Annotated in this window: 11 protein-coding genes; 5 read left to right on the top strand and 6 right to left on the bottom strand. The window is 46.2% G+C overall.

The annotated features are described in order from the left end of the window. Positions 1-88 precede the first annotated feature (88 nt). Positions 89-2392, bottom strand: coding sequence for a GumC family protein (locus tag FPE01S_RS17140; protein ID WP_046370262.1), 2304 nt, complete (start codon positions 2390-2392; stop codon positions 89-91). A 19-nt stretch (positions 2393-2411) separates the two neighbouring features. Further along, positions 2412-3077 carry a polysaccharide biosynthesis/export family protein gene (locus tag FPE01S_RS17135; protein ID WP_245624015.1) on the bottom strand — a complete coding sequence of 222 codons (666 nt, stop codon included), beginning with the start codon at positions 3075-3077 and terminating at the stop codon, positions 2412-2414. 610 nt (positions 3078-3687) lie between these two features. On the opposite strand from FPE01S_RS17135, the gene FPE01S_RS17130 reads away from it, so the two are divergent. Then, positions 3688-7659: a PKD domain-containing protein gene (locus FPE01S_RS17130; protein ID WP_046370260.1), complete on the top strand. Its 3972-nt coding sequence runs from the start codon at positions 3688-3690 to the stop codon at positions 7657-7659. Positions 7660-7741: 82 nt separating this feature from the next. On the opposite strand, the gene FPE01S_RS17125 is transcribed toward FPE01S_RS17130, so the two are convergent. The 3 genes from FPE01S_RS17125 to FPE01S_RS17115 all read right to left on the bottom strand — a co-directional run bounded on the left by FPE01S_RS17125 (position 7742) and on the right by FPE01S_RS17115 (position 12390). Continuing rightward, positions 7742-9907, bottom strand: coding sequence for a T9SS type A sorting domain-containing protein (locus FPE01S_RS17125; RefSeq protein ID WP_169749188.1), 2166 nt, complete (start codon positions 9905-9907; stop codon positions 7742-7744). Positions 9908-10439: 532 nt separating this feature from the next. Next, on the bottom strand, positions 10440-12074 hold the full coding sequence (gene groL, locus FPE01S_RS17120; RefSeq protein WP_046370258.1) for a chaperonin GroEL: 1635 nt from the start codon (positions 12072-12074) through the stop codon (positions 10440-10442). A gap of 34 nt (positions 12075-12108) precedes the next feature. Further along, the gene (locus FPE01S_RS17115; RefSeq protein WP_046370257.1) at positions 12109-12390 is read right to left on the bottom strand and encodes a co-chaperone GroES; all 282 of its coding nucleotides are present in this window, start codon (positions 12388-12390) and stop codon (positions 12109-12111) included. A 300-nt stretch (positions 12391-12690) separates the two neighbouring features. On the opposite strand from FPE01S_RS17115, the gene nusB reads away from it, so the two are divergent. Genes nusB through coaE form a run of 4 tightly spaced genes read left to right on the top strand, consistent with a single transcriptional unit; the run spans position 12691 to position 15061 of the window. After that, positions 12691-13614 (top strand): transcription antitermination factor NusB, encoded by a 924-nt coding sequence (gene nusB / locus FPE01S_RS17110; RefSeq protein WP_046370256.1) that lies wholly within the window; start codon positions 12691-12693, stop codon positions 13612-13614. A 30-nt stretch (positions 13615-13644) separates the two neighbouring features. After that, on the top strand, positions 13645-14079 hold the full coding sequence (locus tag FPE01S_RS17105; protein ID WP_052955937.1) for a DUF1573 domain-containing protein: 435 nt from the start codon (positions 13645-13647) through the stop codon (positions 14077-14079). Positions 14080-14105: 26 nt separating this feature from the next. Then, complete coding sequence (gene yajC / locus FPE01S_RS17100; RefSeq protein ID WP_046370255.1) at positions 14106-14447, top strand: preprotein translocase subunit YajC; 342 nt, start codon at positions 14106-14108, stop codon at positions 14445-14447. Next, complete coding sequence (coaE, locus tag FPE01S_RS17095) at positions 14447-15061, top strand: dephospho-CoA kinase (RefSeq protein ID WP_046370254.1); 615 nt, start codon at positions 14447-14449, stop codon at positions 15059-15061. Before yajC ends, coaE begins: the two co-directional genes overlap by 1 nt. On the opposite strand, the gene FPE01S_RS17090 is transcribed toward coaE, so the two are convergent. After that, entirely contained in the window at positions 15046-16503 is a 1458-nt protein-coding gene (locus FPE01S_RS17090) for a WD40 repeat domain-containing protein (RefSeq protein ID WP_157474073.1), read from the bottom strand. The genes coaE and FPE01S_RS17090 overlap by 16 nt on opposite strands. Positions 16504-16580 lie beyond the last annotated feature (77 nt).

Genomic DNA, 16580 nt, shown 5'->3' with positions numbered 1-16580 from the left:
CAGGCAGACCAAGCAGATTCGCTTAAATAAAGCCACCGATCTTTTACACTACAAATCCAGCCTAACCTAACCCTTACCGCTTTCTGAATCAGAAGGCGGGTTTCAATTCGTAACCATATCCAAAACCGAAACCGTATCCGCCCTTCATCCAACCACGTTTCCTAACGTCATTGAAAACCAGGTAGGGGCGTTTCAGGCCTTCAAGTTTGCCTTCGTTAGTAAGCATCAGCAGCGCCGATTTTGGCGTCATGCCGTGCCGGATTACGAACACGCTGGCATCTGCCAGTTGGGAAATAGCCTGCGCATTCGCGTTCAGACTGTATGCCCCGCCGCTCACCACTATATGGTCAAATTGCGTTTTGAGTACACGGAACAAATCCGTCACCTTCTCTGATCCGCCAATCTCCACACCTGAATGTTCCAGGGTACCGAAGGGCAATACACTCAGGAAAGGATGTAACGCGGATTTGTGGACGATATCATGAACATTTTTTCCGTCAGTAAGATAATCACCGATACCCAATTTACCGTCCATTCCCGCATGGGTGGATACCTTATGATGATCAACATCCAGGTCGATCAGCAGGGTGCGTTTAGACAGGGCTGCCAGGCTTAACGCCAGGTTAAGGCTTACAAATGACTTTCCTTCATTGGGCATAGCGGACGAAATGAAGATTGTCTGGTTGTTTTCTTTGCCGGCGCCGATAGTCAGTGCGTTCCGCAGCGATCGGAACTGCTCCACAGCAAAATCCTTTTCTTTATCCTGGTATACTACCGGGTCGGCCTTACGCACGTGAATCAATTCACCGATAACCGGAACATGGGATATTTCTTCAATCTCCTTGCGAAAAAGCACTGTACGGTTGAATGTTTCCTTTACTGCAATGAATAAAGCAGCCAGTACTGTTCCGAAGATGGCTGAAGCCAGGTAAATGACAGACATTTTAGGACTTACCGGCTTTTCAGATGACTCAGCAGCATCGATCACTTTTGAATCTGCCTTGGCGGTAGAATACGACAATGCAGCTTCTTCACGGCGTTGGAGCAGGTAAGAGTAAATTTCATTTTTGATACTTTGCTGACGGCTGATCTCCAGCAACTGCTTCTCTTTCTGTGGAATAGATCCCAGCATAGCGGTATAACGCTCACTGGTGCTGGTAAGACTTTGCTTGGTAATCTGAAGGTTACGTTTCTGGTTGGTAACCATATCCTGTATTGCAGGCCGCAGTTTATCAATCTGGTCGCGTATGCCTACAATTAACGGGCTCTGCTCTGCTGTGGTCTTGCGGAGTTTGTCGTATTCGCTTTGCGCATCGTTCAGCTTAGTGATCATAGTACCGAGTGCGGGGTCTTCAACACCGAGGGCTGAGGGCATTACAGTACCACTTACATTTTTGGAGTTGATATATTTTTCAACTTCATCCAGTACGGCCACTTTGATATTCACATCCTGTAATTGTTTATCGTACTGGCCAACATTTTCCAGGTAAAGTTTACCCTGCTGGCTGATATCAATTACACCCTGGTTGGAACGAAAGCGCTGAATTGCATTTTCAACAGAATCAAGTTGACCCACGACGAACCGCAACCTGTTTTCAACGGAGTTCAGGATATTACCGGCGAGGATATTTTTGTCTTCCACTTCTGCTTTCGTGTACAGGGAAAGTAGCTCATTCAGAATGTCTTCTCCTCTTTTCGGATCGGAGTCATTAAGGCGAAGCGTAACAAGACTGGCCAGTTTATTCAGGGTGATAACTTCCAGGGACTTGATCAGTTTTTCTTCCTTGGTTTTCACGGGGCTGATCGAGAAGGTGTACTCTACAGGTTCTGCAGGTGGATTGTAATTGTTGTTGGAGATAAAACTCAATTCACCCCACTTCGTATTGACCCATTGATTCAACGGGAAGGGTTTTCCTTCAATTACGACCTGTCTCAGATCTGGTTTGTACACGAACGGAACATCTTCAGCAATAACCATGTCTTCAAGCGACTTCAGCCGGATATAAAATGGCGCATTGCTGTAAACGTCCATCTTTTTGAATCCCTGTTGCTGGGTGACCGTGGAATAAAGGCCAAGGTTTTTTACCACCTGGCGCATCAGGGCGCGGGAGTGCAAAACTTCCACCTCGTTTTCTACGATCTTTTTTCCCTTGAATACATCGAGCGCTTCGAGCATCTTTGACTCATCCATACCCTTTTTCTGGTCCTGGATCAGTACAGTTGCCGTGATTTCGTAAGTCCTTACGGTAATCCTGGAATACAGGAATGCCAGTATTCCGCAAATCAATACCACCAGCACGAACATTGGTATGTAGGGAACATACCGCTGTACCAATACCTTGAAGATATCCTGCTCTTTTTTTGCGGTTGGGACTTTAGTGGTTTCAGCCATTTGGTAAGGTAATTATTCGTTAGTAAGCAACTCGGTCTACGATGATCGCAACGAAGGCCAGGGCGCTGAGCAGGATCGGCAGAAGGGTGTTCGACCTGGACGTGCTTTGCACTTTTGCCTTGTTTGATTCAACGTAGACGATATCGTTTGATTTCAGGTAATAATATGGAGAAGAGAAAAGTTCGTCAGTATTCAGGTTGATACGGCGGGTAATTTTTTTACCTTCTTCAGACCGGATAAGCAAAACGTTATCACGTTTTGCATAAAGGGTCATATCGCCCGCAAAACCGATGGCTTCGAGCAGTGAGATCTTTTCATTGGGAACATCAATAACGCTTGGACGGCCTACCTCACCCAGCACGGTAACCCGGAAGTTCAGGATCCTGATGGTGACAACCGGATTCAGCAGGAGTTGTTTAGTGGTAAGCTCATTAACGATCTGATCGCGGAGCTGTTTCTTGTTCAGTCCCGCTGCTTTCATTTCCCCCAGGACGGGAAATGTGATCCTGCCCTCAGGAGTTACCAGGTAACCGGTGAGGTTAGCAATACTGTTGGAGTTATTGGCCGACGTGACACTGTTGATTGGCGCATTGTAAATGGCATTCTCAGCCGGGTTCAGACTCGATACTGTAATGTTAAGGATGTCTCCTTTCTGAATAATCGGATCTGGATTATCATTAGGCATCCTGTATTCTGCGTTGGGTAGCTCATTAAAGTACCGCGCTTTTTCGGGGCTCGCACAAGAAGTTGCCAAAAGGGTACCAATCAAAATCCAAAAAAATACATTTTTTTGTACTAAAAATCTCATAGACAGTCCGTTGTATATTGGAAATTCATTTATTCTTCCGATTTTCCTAGGAAATGCGCCTAGTATTTCTACCCATTTACATTAAAAAACATTCGTAAAAACTACAGGTCCAGTTCTTAACGCCTTTTAACCGAAAGAATTGTGGATATTAAAAATCCTGGGGTTTAAAAAAAGATATCGGATTACTAATCAGGGAGGTGGGACAAAGATAATGTTCAGGATTAGTAAATCCAATGACTTATGCTTTAATAATATGTTTTCTGAATGCCTTCTTTTCCACAATAAAAGGCGCCCGAATCTGTTATACTATTGTGTGATTTCCAGTTGTCTATAATTGACAAAAAATGGCCACAACCCGTACCTGATGAGACTTTGAGGATTTTCCTTGCCGCGTCGAGGAAAGTTATCAACGTTTGTAGTGTTGGAACATTATGGCATAGTATTTGGGTTTAGCCAGTTTGTATTTTGTAAGTACAATCCAATAATTATGACAAAACCAGCACCACAAATCCTGGGTGGAAGAATTATTGCATTATCCGTACTCCTATTGTTAAACTGCTTATTTGGTAAGGCGCAGACGGGGGTGTTGATGCAAAGCTCATTTGAGACTTCGGACGTGAAAGCAGGATGGAAAAGTATCGAGTACTGCTGCTCGTATTCGCTGACTCAATCCACAGCCCAGAAGAAAACCGGTTCATCCGCATTGCGGGTTGAACTGAACAAGACAGATCCTGAAGCCACTTACGGCAACAAACGCGCAGAATTGGTTTACAATTCCGCTTCCTCAGAAAGTCAGGCTAATCCTAATCTCCGTTGGTGGAAATGGTCCAACTATTTTCCATCTGCTACCTGTAAGGTAGATGCAGCGGAAGAAATTTTCTCCCAGTGGCATGATAAGAGCCCTGACTGTTCCGCCTCTCCTCCCCTTGCTTTTGAAATGAAAAACGGAAAGTACCGTATCGTAATCCGTTCTTCAACAGAAGATTATTGTAACGGCGGAAAAGTTACCACACAGTATTTTGATCTTGGCAACATTGGTTACGACCAGTGGAATGATTGGGTGGTTTATTACAATCCTCAATACACCAGTTCCGGTCAGGTGAAAATCTGGCTGAACGGGAAAGTTGTGCTTGATTACAAAGGCCCCTGCTTCTACAATGGCAGCTGGCCTGCATACTGGAAGCTCGGCATCTACAAGTGGCTCTGGATGGGCAGCGGTTCATCTTCCTCCACTACACAACGAATTTATTATGTGGATGACGTAAAGATCGGCGACAACACGGCAAGCGAAAGCAGCTTTGTAACCGGCTCAACTACTCCTGCCAATGCTGCTCCTACTGCCGCAGCAGGTAGTGATCTTTTCATTACGCTTCCCACATCATCAGTAACATTAAATGGCAGCAATTCATCTGACGCAGATGGTTCAATCTCTACTAATAAATGGACCCAGATATCCGGTCCAAGCACAGGCACTTTTGCCAATTCCGGTAATGCGAGCACTGCCGTAAGCGGACTTGTACAGGGAACATATGTATTCCGGCTTACCGTAACTGATAACGACGGTGCAACCGATACCGATGATGTAACGGTAACCGTAGCGGCAAGCACTACAACACCAAACGTAGCACCTGTGGCAGAAGCCGGTTCGTCAAAAACCGTCACATTGCCCACCAGCTCAACAACGCTGAGTGGCAGCGGTACCGACAGCGATGGTAGTATTGCAAGTTATAAGTGGAGCCAGGTTTCCGGACCGAACACTTCAAGCTTTAATTCATCATCATCATCATCATGTACTGTTTCCAACCTGGTACAGGGATCTTATTCCTACAAACTTACTGTGACGGACAACAAGGGAGCGACTGCTTCCGATAACGTAACCGTAACGGTAAATGCGGCACCTGTAGCCAATAAAGCTCCGACCGTAACAGGCGGATCAGACAAGGCCATTACCTTGCCAACAAATTCCACATCAATTTCCGGTAGCGCCGCAGATAGCGACGGCAGCATCGCAAGTTACAAGTGGAGCCAGGTTTCAGGTCCCAATACTGCAACATTCAGCACAACAACTGCTTCGAACACAACAGTATCCAACCTGGTACAGGGAAATTATTCCTTTAAACTGACCGCAACGGACAATGATGGCGCCACAGCGTCAGCCACTGTTGACGTAACCGTAAATGCGGCAGCAAACACAGCACCGACAGTAAGTGCGGGTTCAGATAAATCTGTTACCCTGCCGACAAGTTCCACTTCCCTCAGCGGCAGCGCTTCTGATAAGGAAGGCAGCATTGCCAGCTACAAATGGAGCCAGACATCTGGCCCGAATACAGCAACATTCAGCACCACCACTGCGGCAAGCACTACAGTGTCCAACCTTGTTCAGGGAACCTACAGCTTCAAGCTGACAGCTACCGACAACAATGGCTCCGCATCTTCTTCAACCGTCAGCGTAACGGTAAATGCGGCTGCGAATACTGCACCTACGGTTAGCGCGGGTTCGGCGAAATCCATTACCCTGCCAACAAACTCCACTGCTCTTAGCGGCAGCGCCTCCGACAAAGATGGCAGCATCGCGAGCTACAAATGGAGTCAGGCTTCCGGCCCCAATACGGCAACGTTCAGCACTACAACTGCAGCGAGCACAACTGTGTCAAACCTTGTTCAGGGAACCTACAGCTTCAGGCTGACGGCAACTGACAATGATGGTTCAGCAGCATCTTCAACTGTAAGCGTTACCGTGAATGCCGCAGCAGCAACCAACAAAGCTCCAGTAGTAAATGCAGGTTCAGATAAAACCATCACCCTGCCGACCAGCACTACGGCCCTTAGCGGAAGTGCTACAGACAGTGATGGCAGCATCGCCAGTTACAAATGGAGCCAGGTATCCGGTCCGAATACAGCAACTTTCAACACTACGACTTCTGCCAGTGCTACGGTTTCCAACCTTGTTCAGGGAAGCTACAGCTTTAAGCTGTCAGCAACCGATAATAAGGGCGCTACCGGATCTGCTACCATGACTGTAACAGTAAATGCAGCAACGGCTACCAACAAGACCCCTGTAGCTGATGCCGGTGCACCGGTAACTATTACCCTGCCCACCAGCAGTGCGCAGCTGTCATCCAAGTCATATGACCCGGATGGTAAGATCGCAAGCTATACCTGGAGCCAGGTTTCCGGACCCAATACAGCAAAATTCAATACCACCACATCGTCCATGCCAACCGTGTCAGGTCTCGTAGCAGGAATCTACACCTTTAAACTGGCGATCAAAGATGACAAAGGTGCAACAGCTTCCGCGACCACTACGGTTACCGTTAAAGCTGCTACCAGCACCAATCAGGCACCGGTTGCCAAAACAGTTGGTGTGCAGGATCTGGTAGGTACCAGCGTAACATTGAACGGAGCTGACTCCTATGACAATGATGGCCAGATCACGGCTTACAGCTGGACGCAAAAGAGTGGTCCTTCCACAGCAACCATCAGCAACAGTACTTCAGCAACAGCACAGGCGAGCGGCCTCAAGCCGGGAACCTATGTATTTACGCTGCAGGTAACTGATAATGATGGTGCAAAAGGAACGGCTACCCTTACGCTGAATGTGTCTGCACCAACTGCAGCAACTGCACCGGTTGCCCGCGCAGGAGCTGATCAGACGATCTATCTGCCGACCAATTCTGTAACAGTGGATGGTTCCGGCTCTTCAGATCCGAATGGTACGATCAAATCGTATGTATGGACCAAGATCAGTGGCGGTACTGCTGTAATCGGTACGGCATCTACAGCCAGGACATCAATTTCCAGCCTTGTTGAGGGTACCTACTCTTTCAAACTGGAAGTAACTGATAACGACGGCCAGAAAGATGCTGACACCATTGTGGTAAAAGTGCTCAAAAATGCGACGTCTACCAATCAGACACCGGTTGCTAAAGCTGGTGACGACAAAACCATTAATGAGCCCATTTCCTGGATCACCCTGGATGGTTCATGGTCGATTGATAATGATGGAAAGATCGTCATGTATCAGTGGAAACTGGTAAGCGGTGCCACCAGCGCGGTTATCGAGAATCCGAATGCAATGACCACTAAAGTGAACGGACTGGTACCTGGTGTATACACCTTCCAGCTTACCGTAAAGGATGATAAAGGTGCAATTGCAACCGATCAGCTTCGCACGACTGTTGTCGGAACTGATGGTTCTACCGGCACATCCAACCTGACCATCTGGCCCAACCCCGTTTCCTCCACGATGAATTTCAAACTGGATGATAACGTAACAGGTAACGCGGTGGTGAAAGTGTTCACAATCAGCGGCGTGGTGGTGATGACAGATCAGATCAACAAGACAGGAACCACATTTACCAAACAATACAACCTGAGCAACCTGACAGCGGGCACTTATGTACTTAGCGTACAATTCGACAAACTGCCGGCTTCCGTCAAGAAGTTCCAGAAGTTATAACACCCTGTGATACCATGAAAGCAAGGGCCCGCTGCGGATGCAGACGGGCCCTTTTTTATTGACGGGAGATCTTGCTCAATCTTTATTTCACCCGCACCACGCGGCCGGTATAAACGCCGTCATCGGTAGTTACACGAACCATATAAATTCCGGAAGGCTGGTCAATCAATTCACCGGCAGAGAACATATTGCTGCCTTTTTGCAATACCAGTTTTCTGCTTGTTACCATCCTTCCGTTGGCATCAAAAATCTGGACGGTTGCGCTGCTGGCTTTCTTCAGCGTGAGACTGATATTCGCCCTGTCTTTTACCGGGTTGGGGTAAATGGTCAATCCGGGTAAGCTATTAGCGCGGTTGTTAACGGCAACTATATCACTGTATACAATTTTTGTATCATTTTTGGTTGCCTTGATCCGGTAATAATTACGGATTGCATTGGGTTTGATATCCAGGTACTGATAATGAGCAGTGGTGGTCACGCTTGAGGAGCTGATCTCGCTGATGGTGGCGAAATTGTTTCCGTCAGCACTTTTCTGCACTTCAAATTTCTCGAAGTCAATGTTATTTTCGGCATCCCACAGCAGGTTGTTAGATACCCCGTTGTTGTTTACGCGCAGGTTCAAAGGATCAGCCGGGAGGATACCGATATCGATGGGGAGTTCACTGAAATTGATCAGCCCCAGACCATTGCCTCCATTGTTGGCAATTGAGGGAATTGCAAATCTTGATGCCGAACTCTGCAGTGAAACACTGGTAGGGTTATCGGAGCCGCTGGAAGTAAACCCTATTTCAATTACATTATTAACTGCTGGCAAAGTAGCCTTATTGACAATACTAACGCTGTTGATAGTATACGTATTTCCGGCAGGTCCATTTAACTTGAATAATGTCGTCATATCGCCGTTGACGACCAGATTATCTGTTGGTAAATTGAGTCTGATCTGAATTTTATTGGGTCTGTTGCTGAGGTTAACTGCACTGTATGCGGCACTGATTGCCACGGGTGTCATTGTATTGGCTAAAACCGGAGCACCATAAAAATATTGCGAGATCAGCGTATAAGTTCTATTGCCTATTTCCTGATAGCCTCCAATGTAGTTATAATGACAGTTGTCAGAATATTTATCAAGGTTATTGGTAGAAATAATTTCCATCTGTTGATTGTTCAAATCAAGTCGTCGCTGAGCTTCCTGTATTGGAAGACTTGATTCCGGAGTGGAAATATTAATACACCCTGGTTTGATCTGATATATGTAATATTTTTCCGCACGACCTAAGTCTGTCTCCCAATCCAGATATAGTTTGTTGAATGCGGCTATATACTGCACTGTATTAATCTTCTCACCCTCCACCTCATTTGTTGAAGGATTTGTATAAGTATAGGTGTTGGATTCTCCCTGAAACCAAATAACCGCTCTAATATGACTTTTTAGTCCCGCTTGTGTTAAACGGGCCAACTCTCTTTGGTAATTGTTAGTCGTAAAGTTTGAATACAGATCAGGAGGAGCGTCTTTCTGAAAATAACTTATTGGATGTCCAAGCTCAGCTCCATTCATAATGGCCACAGGGATTGACTGATTTTGAACTATTTGGGAACCTATTCTCAGCCCAAACTGGCCAAGGCTGGCATCGGCATTATAACCTTTAACACCGCTTCCTACATACCATCGTGGAGTATTTCCTCCTCCGCCAAAAACACGAACCCATTGCCGATTTGAACCAGCATCATTATTTGCAGAATTGTTGGCCAGATCGTTACCAAATGGCTTTGCTTCGGCATTAGACTGACCCTGTATATAAATAGCATCACCAGCAACAATTCTGTTCCTGCTTAACCAAACGCTGTTGGAACTATACGCAAGTCGAATACGATAGTTGAATAATTCAGCCGGTATCTGTATTGTATCAGAGTAATTTATTGGACCATTTCCTATATAGACAGTACGTTTACTATCCTGTGGCCCATCGTAATTATCATCATTATTACCATCCCGAAAAATCTCTATTCGAATGTCCTGAATGCTTTTTGTTACAATGAATGCAATTTGAATACTTGCCTTGTTGGTTGCCGGATTTCTTGCAACAAGCTGTGTATCCATTGGAAAGCTCGAATATGTACCATCGCCGTTTGGAAGGTTACCACTATTCGTAAATTGTGAAAATCCTGTAGAATAGATATTTAGGAAAATAATTAATAGGGCAAATATTTTCACATAACGGTACGTAAAATTACAGTTCATCTCTCCCATTCTTTTGTGGTTCATTAAAAAGCTACCCAGAAAGGAAATTCAATAGGAGAAATGGAAAGGTCTAACGGTAAGTCTGTTCAGAGGTTGTAAGACAAAAATATATGTTTTACTGACAAATTAAAATCGCCTGAAAAAAGTTTTCGAAATTCGGCTGATTTACCGCGTAAGATTTGTTTTCTACAGCGAATATGGCAATAAAGTCACCATAAACCATAGTCGCTTTCTGGCCTGTTTTCGACACCCGAATTTCGGGTTACAACATCAAACTCATGTAAATAGCAGGGATGGGTAGCCGCCGGGGCCTTACCTATGGAAGTACATATTTTAATCGAAGGGTGGCACCTGGTTAATTAACAAAATGCAGAACTGGTTGTGTATTCCAGAAAAAAACACATTTCAGGGATCTTAATATTACATTGATAGTCAATACAATAAAGAATAAATCCCGGCAACACCAATCGTTGGCATTACGCAACGAAAAGAGCCACCCCGAAGGATGGCTCTCTATATTTTTTCAATGATAATCAATGGATTAGTAACCCATGTCTCCCATACCACCACCGTGCGGCATAGCAGGTGCAGCCTCTTTGGAAGGCTTGTCAGCTACCACACACTCAGTAGTCAGCAGCATACCTGCGATAGACGCAGCATGTTCCAGGGCAACACGACCCACCTTGGTTGGATCGATAACACCTGTTTTCAGGAGGTTCTCAAATTTCTCTGTACGGGCGTTGAAACCGTAGTCGCCTTTTCCTTCACGGATCTGGTTGATGATTACAGAACCTTCCAGGCCGGCGTTCTCAACAATAATACGGAGCGGAGCTTCCAGTGCACGACGAACGATCTGGGCACCCAGTTTTTCGTCTTCGTTTGAACTGCGGAATCCGTCGAGGGAAGTGATTGCGCGGATGAAAGCAGTACCACCACCGGGAACGATTCCCTCTTCAACGGCAGCGCGGGTAGCGTGCAGGGCATCGTCAACGCGGTCTTTCTTTTCTTTCATTTCCACTTCAGTGGCTGCACCAACATTCAGTACAGCAACACCACCACTGAGCTTCGCGAGGCGCTCCTGCAGTTTCTCACGGTCATAATCAGATGTAGTAGACTCGATCTGAGCTTTAATCTGGTTGATGCGCTTCGTGATATCATCTTTTTTGCCTTTTCCGCCAACGATAACGGTATTGTCTTTGTCGATGGTAATGGAAGAAGCCACGCCGAGATAGCTGAGGTCAGCGTTCTCCAGTTTGAAACCCTGCTCTTCGCTGATCACTGTACCAGCAGTCAGGATCGCGATATCCTGGAGCATTTCCTTGCGACGGTCGCCGAATCCGGGCGCTTTAACAGCAGCCACTTTCAGCGTACCACGCAGTTTGTTTACGACCAGTGTAGCGAGTGCTTCCCCTTCGAGATCTTCAGAAATGATCACAAGCGGACGGCCACCCTGCGCAACTTTTTCAAGAATGTGCAGGATATCCTTCATAGCACCGATCTTCTTGTCGTAGATCAGGATATAGGGATTCTGCAATTCTGCCTCCATTTTCTCGCTGTTTGTAACGAAATAGGGAGAGATATATCCGCGGTCGAATTGCATACCTTCAACCACTTCAACTGTAGTGTCAGTTCCTTTTGCTTCTTCAACGGTGATAACCCCGTCTTTGCCCACTTTAGCCATTGCCTCAGCAATCAGCTTTCCGATCTCGGGATCGTTATTGGCAGAGATTGTAGCTACAGCTTCGATCTTCTTGGTATCGTTACCGATTTTCTGGCTTTGTGCCTGAAGCGCTTCAACCACTTTTTCTACTGCCTTGTCAATACCACGTTTCAGGTCCATCGGATTGGCACCTGCTGCTACGTTCTTGAGTCCTTCAGTGATGATTGCCTGAGCCAGAACAGTAGCTGTTGTAGTACCGTCACCGGCAACGTCAGCAGTTTTGCTCGCAACTTCTTTCACCATCTGGGCACCCATATTCTCGATCGGGTCTTCCAGTTCGATTTCTTTAGCTACGGTAACACCGTCCTTGGTTACAGCAGGTGCTCCGAATTTCTTTTCGATCACCACGTTACGGCCTTTGGGTCCGAGGGTTACTTTAACCGCGTTGGCCAAAGTGTCCACCCCTTTCTTCATCCGGTTCCTGGCTTCGATGTCGAAATAAATCTGTTTTGCCATTGTATAGCTGTTTTGTAGTTGTTGTTAGGAAAAATTAAACGATTGCGAGGATGTCGCTCTCCCGCATGATCAGGTAGTCGCCGCCCTCGAGCTGAAGCTCAGTTCCGGCATATTTGCCATAAAGTACGGTGTCGCCCACTTTCACAAGTGTCGGCTCATCTTTCTTGCCAGGACCGGCGGCTACTACTGTGCCACGTTGCGGCTTTTCTTTGGCAGTATCGGGAATGATGATGCCTCCCGCAGTTTTCTCTTCGGCAGGTGCAGGTTTCACCACCACCCTGTCGTGCAAAGGAGTAATGTTTAACTTCTTGGCCATATTGATTGGTTTTAATTAATGAAAAATGATCAGGAGCTTGAGCTCCGAAGGCTCGCAAAGCTAAACGAAATACATGCCAATCCAATATTTCAGCCTTTTTAAGGTCATTTTTTCAGTCGGAATGCGTATTAAGACCCATTCGGCTCCCGACAACAAGCCGAAATGTCAATTTTTCAGCCAGTGACTACCATTGTTCGGCCATTTTGTACCAAACCTGCTCCCAGAGGTTTTAACTACCGTCCTTTTGGCTACCCCCCTGAAATCCTGTAGCTTTGCCGACTCAACAAAGTTCTTGGAGGCATGCTCAGCAGACGAATCATCCGGGTCAAAGTAATGCAAACGCTCTATTCTCTTGACGCTTTGGACCAGGCCGTGAAACCCGGAGAACCCACTAAATTATTGAACAAACAGTTTGACAACACCCGTCAACTGCTGTCTTATATCCTTTTTTTCCTGACGGAAGTACTCCGTTACGCCGAAACCGATGCCAAAAACCGGGCAGCTAAACACCTGCCGTCTGCAGAAGATCTTAGTGTAAACATCAAAATCGCCGGAAACACCCTTCTCTGGAAAATGCTGGAGGATATCTCCCTCCAGGGTGCTATCCGGGATGGATTAGTAGATCGTTACCTGGATAAGGAATTGGTGCGAAAGCTCTACCTCGAACTCGTCGCTACACCTGTTTACCAGCATTATATTCATCAGGAAGGCCGTGATCAAAAGACGGAAAATGAGATTGTAGAATATATATATGCAAACCTGATGATCTCCAATGAGGCTTTTACCAGCCACCTGGAAGAACATTTCAACAACTGGGACGACGACTGCGAAATGGTCAACCAGCTGGTGCAACAATACCTGAATAAGCCCGGGTCCTTTGATTTTTCCAAAATCCTCAGCAGTGAAAAATCCCAGTTTGCAAAGGAACTGCTGCTTACAGTGCTTGACAAAAAAGAGGAAACCCTCGACCTGATCAAACCCAAATTGAAGAACTGGGATCCGGAACGCATTGCTACCCTGGATATGATCCTGATGCAAATGGGCGTATGCGAATTCCTCTATTTTGAAACGATTCCACCCAAGGTCACGATCAATGAGTATATCGACCTTGCAAAAGAATACAGTACGAACCAAAGCGGCCAGTTCGTAAATGGCATCCTGGACAATATTCACAAGGACCTGCAGCGCGACGACCGGCTGCATAAAGTGAGTTATAAAAAATAAGGCATGACTGGTAAATTATTAGTTGCTATAATGGCGTTTGCAGTTATGGCCTGCCAAAACGGCCCGGACACCAAGGCAAATACACTCCCGAACAGCCCCAAAGCCGATGCGGGGATGGCGGTGACCGACACACAGGACAGTTCAAAATTTACCCGGATCGAATGGCTGGATAAAGATCTGAACCTCGGTCAAATTACTGAAGGAACGGATCAGCCGGTTGCTTTCCGCTTCCGCAATACCGGCGATAAGCCCCTGATCATTGCTTCGGTGCGGCCAGGCTGCGGATGCACGGTAGCTGAACCACCGAAAGAACCTATCATGCCAGGAAAAGAGGGGGTGATCAAAGGCACGTTCCAGTCCGGTGGCCGGGTGGGTGTCAACAATAAGTCTATTGTCGTCAATGCCAATACCTTTGGTGGCACTTCCCATGAATTGCATTTCAAGGTGGTAGTAGTAGAGCCCTGATAATCATTTTTTCAAACCATAACAACATGAATCATCTCGTATTTCTTCAGGCCCCCGCAGGCGGTGCCGGCAGCACTTACTCTCTTCTGCTGCTGGGTGGCATGATCCTCGTTTTCTGGCTGTTCATGATCCGTCCCCAGGCTAAAAAAGCCAAGCAAGCCAAACAATTCCAGGACAATATGCAGAAGGGTGACCGGATCGTTACCATCGCCGGTATCCACGGAAAAGTGAATAAGGTAAATGAAGACGGTACCATCGAAATGGAAGTTAGTCCGGGTTCTTACATGAAAATTGAGCGTTCTGCCGTGTCGCTGGAATGGACACAAAACGTGAACAAAGCAGCCGCCAACATTGCGGATAAAAAATAATGCTACGTTTAGGGATAACCGGCGGTATCGGCAGTGGTAAATCAATCGTGGCAAGGGTTTTTAGTACCCTTGGCATTCCGGTTTATCATGCAGATACTGCCGCTAAAACATTAATATCAGCTGACCCTGCCCTTCGTACAGCCATCATTGGATTATTAGGTGAAGCTGCCTACCAGAACAACCTTCCCAATAAAGCTTTCATTGCTACCAAAATTTTCGGCGACCAGGCGCTCCTGGCGGCCTATAATGCTATTGTTCATCCCGCTGTGATTGCCTTTGGCGAAAACTGGTTTGACCAGCAGGAGAAAGCCGGCCATCCCTATGCCATCAAGGAAGCGGCACTGTTTTTTGAAACCGGCAGCACTTCCGGCCTTGACAAAATCATTGGTGTTTTTGCTCCAGATTCATTGCGATTGCACCGTGCCATGAAAAGAGATGGCGTAACAAAAGAAGAGGTAATCCGGCGGATGTCAAACCAGCTGGATGAATCGCTGAAAATGAAGTTGTGCGATTATGTTATTACCAATGACGACCAGCACCTGGTTACGCCGCAGGTGCTCCGTCTTCACATGCAATTTCTCAACAAATCTCCGCAGGTTTATTCTGAAAACTGATACAACCAGCCATCACTGGAACTATCAGAAAACGGGTTGATTACTTCATTTCCATTTCCCTGGGTTGTTGCGAGAACGGCGTACTTGCCTGGTTTGGTTTCCAAAATCCTGAATCCAATATCTGATGCATTGGTGCCCAGATTTCGCGCCCATAAAATATCGCCGTCGGCATTTAACTTGAGGACAAATACATCCTCTCCCCCCCTTGCACTACTATTTGGTGTGACAGGACCCGTTACCCTACCTGTCATCAGAAAATTGCCATCACTGCAATGAGTCATTGCAATGCAACTGCCGCTGTTCGGCGGTAAAGTCTTCATCCAGATAATTTGTCCTTCTGAATTTGCTTTCGCGTACCATACAGAGCCATTTCTCTCGAAACCGCCGGCCAATAAAAACGTCCCGTCCGGCAAATATTCTATTGACGTTCCCGCATAGGCTCCTGGCAAAGTTCTATGCCACAACAATTTGCCATCACGGCTGACTTTAACCAAAGTAAGGCCGGTATAGTCTGTTCTATAACCAATTGCTACATACCCATCCGGTGCTGCAGCCAGGTCCAGAATAATTGACATATCAAGAATTTCAATTGCCCACACACTGTCACCCTCACCGGTCAGTTTACAAACATATTTTCCGCCTCCATATGCCTTTTGGCCAATACCGGTATAGGTATTATTTCCTTCTGAAAACACATCTGTATTAAAAAAACGAATCGAAGGTGCCGGGTAACCAGCTACCAATTGGCCATCAATAGTAAATTCCAGAATTTTTTGAATATTTCCTTCACAGCCATGAACTAAAATGTTTCCGTTGTCCTTCCTGTAGATACAGGGCAACAGGAACGCTATTGCCTTTGAGTTGTCTCTAAAAGTTTTCTGCCACAGAATTTTACCGTCCTTATCCGTCCGCAATATCCAATTTGAACTGATGTACCCCCTATCATTGAAATTCAGTCCCGTAAGATCGTCATCCGTACTTTCAGTTACTCCCGCTATAATAAATCCACCATCGTCCATCGGTACGAAATTGTAAAAATCATCAAACCCCGAACCTCCATATGAATTCCGGACAATATCTTTCTCCATTCGTGGTTGTACAACGTCAGCATATACAGATTTATCAAACGAGTCGTCCAGCGAATACACCTTAACTCTGGCAATACGGTCAGCATTCCCTGTATTCATTTCAAGCACCTTAAACCCAATGGAATCGTGATCCTCCCCAAAATAAAATCCCTCAAGTTGTAACCATTTTTTGTCTTCCTCGGCCAACATTACCTGCCAGGCAACATTCGAGCGTACAGCCATGTAGACAATTGACGACCGGTTGGATTTTGAAATAGCAACATTATCGGCTTCCAGAAAATTTGGGTTATCAACATCGCGCCTGCAGGAAAGGAAAGCAAGCATGACAAGAACTAGGCATAAAAGCTTGTTCATAGGTATATAAGGTTTTGTGTCAGATGTAGTTTAACGAAAATAAGCAGGCTGCAAGTATACTCCCCGAAAGAATTTAC

Origin of the sequence: Flavihumibacter petaseus NBRC 106054, from assembly GCF_000974785.1 — a bacterium.
Taxonomy (GTDB): domain Bacteria; phylum Bacteroidota; class Bacteroidia; order Chitinophagales; family Chitinophagaceae; genus Flavihumibacter; species Flavihumibacter petaseus.
This window is presented reverse-complemented; position numbering and strand designations above follow the sequence as displayed.

Coding starts and splice junctions, on each gene's coding strand:
- FPE01S_RS17105 (WP_052955937.1), top strand. CDS start 13,645: ATGGCGTTTGCAGTTATGGCCTGCCAAAACGGCCCGGACACCAAGGCA.
- coaE (WP_046370254.1), top strand. CDS start 14,447: ATGCTACGTTTAGGGATAACCGGCGGTATCGGCAGTGGTAAATCAATC.
- nusB (WP_046370256.1), top strand. CDS start 12,691: ATGCTCAGCAGACGAATCATCCGGGTCAAAGTAATGCAAACGCTCTAT.
- FPE01S_RS17135 (WP_245624015.1), bottom strand. CDS start 3,077: ATGCCTAATGATAATCCAGATCCGATTATTCAGAAAGGAGACATCCTT.
- groL (WP_046370258.1), bottom strand. CDS start 12,074: ATGGCAAAACAGATTTATTTCGACATCGAAGCCAGGAACCGGATGAAG.
- FPE01S_RS17130 (WP_046370260.1), top strand. CDS start 3,688: ATGACAAAACCAGCACCACAAATCCTGGGTGGAAGAATTATTGCATTA.
- yajC (WP_046370255.1), top strand. CDS start 14,106: ATGAATCATCTCGTATTTCTTCAGGCCCCCGCAGGCGGTGCCGGCAGC.
- FPE01S_RS17125 (WP_169749188.1), bottom strand. CDS start 9,907: ATGGGAGAGATGAACTGTAATTTTACGTACCGTTATGTGAAAATATTT.
- FPE01S_RS17140 (WP_046370262.1), bottom strand. CDS start 2,392: ATGGCTGAAACCACTAAAGTCCCAACCGCAAAAAAAGAGCAGGATATC.
- FPE01S_RS17090 (WP_157474073.1), bottom strand. CDS start 16,503: ATGAACAAGCTTTTATGCCTAGTTCTTGTCATGCTTGCTTTCCTTTCC.
- FPE01S_RS17115 (WP_046370257.1), bottom strand. CDS start 12,390: ATGGCCAAGAAGTTAAACATTACTCCTTTGCACGACAGGGTGGTGGTG.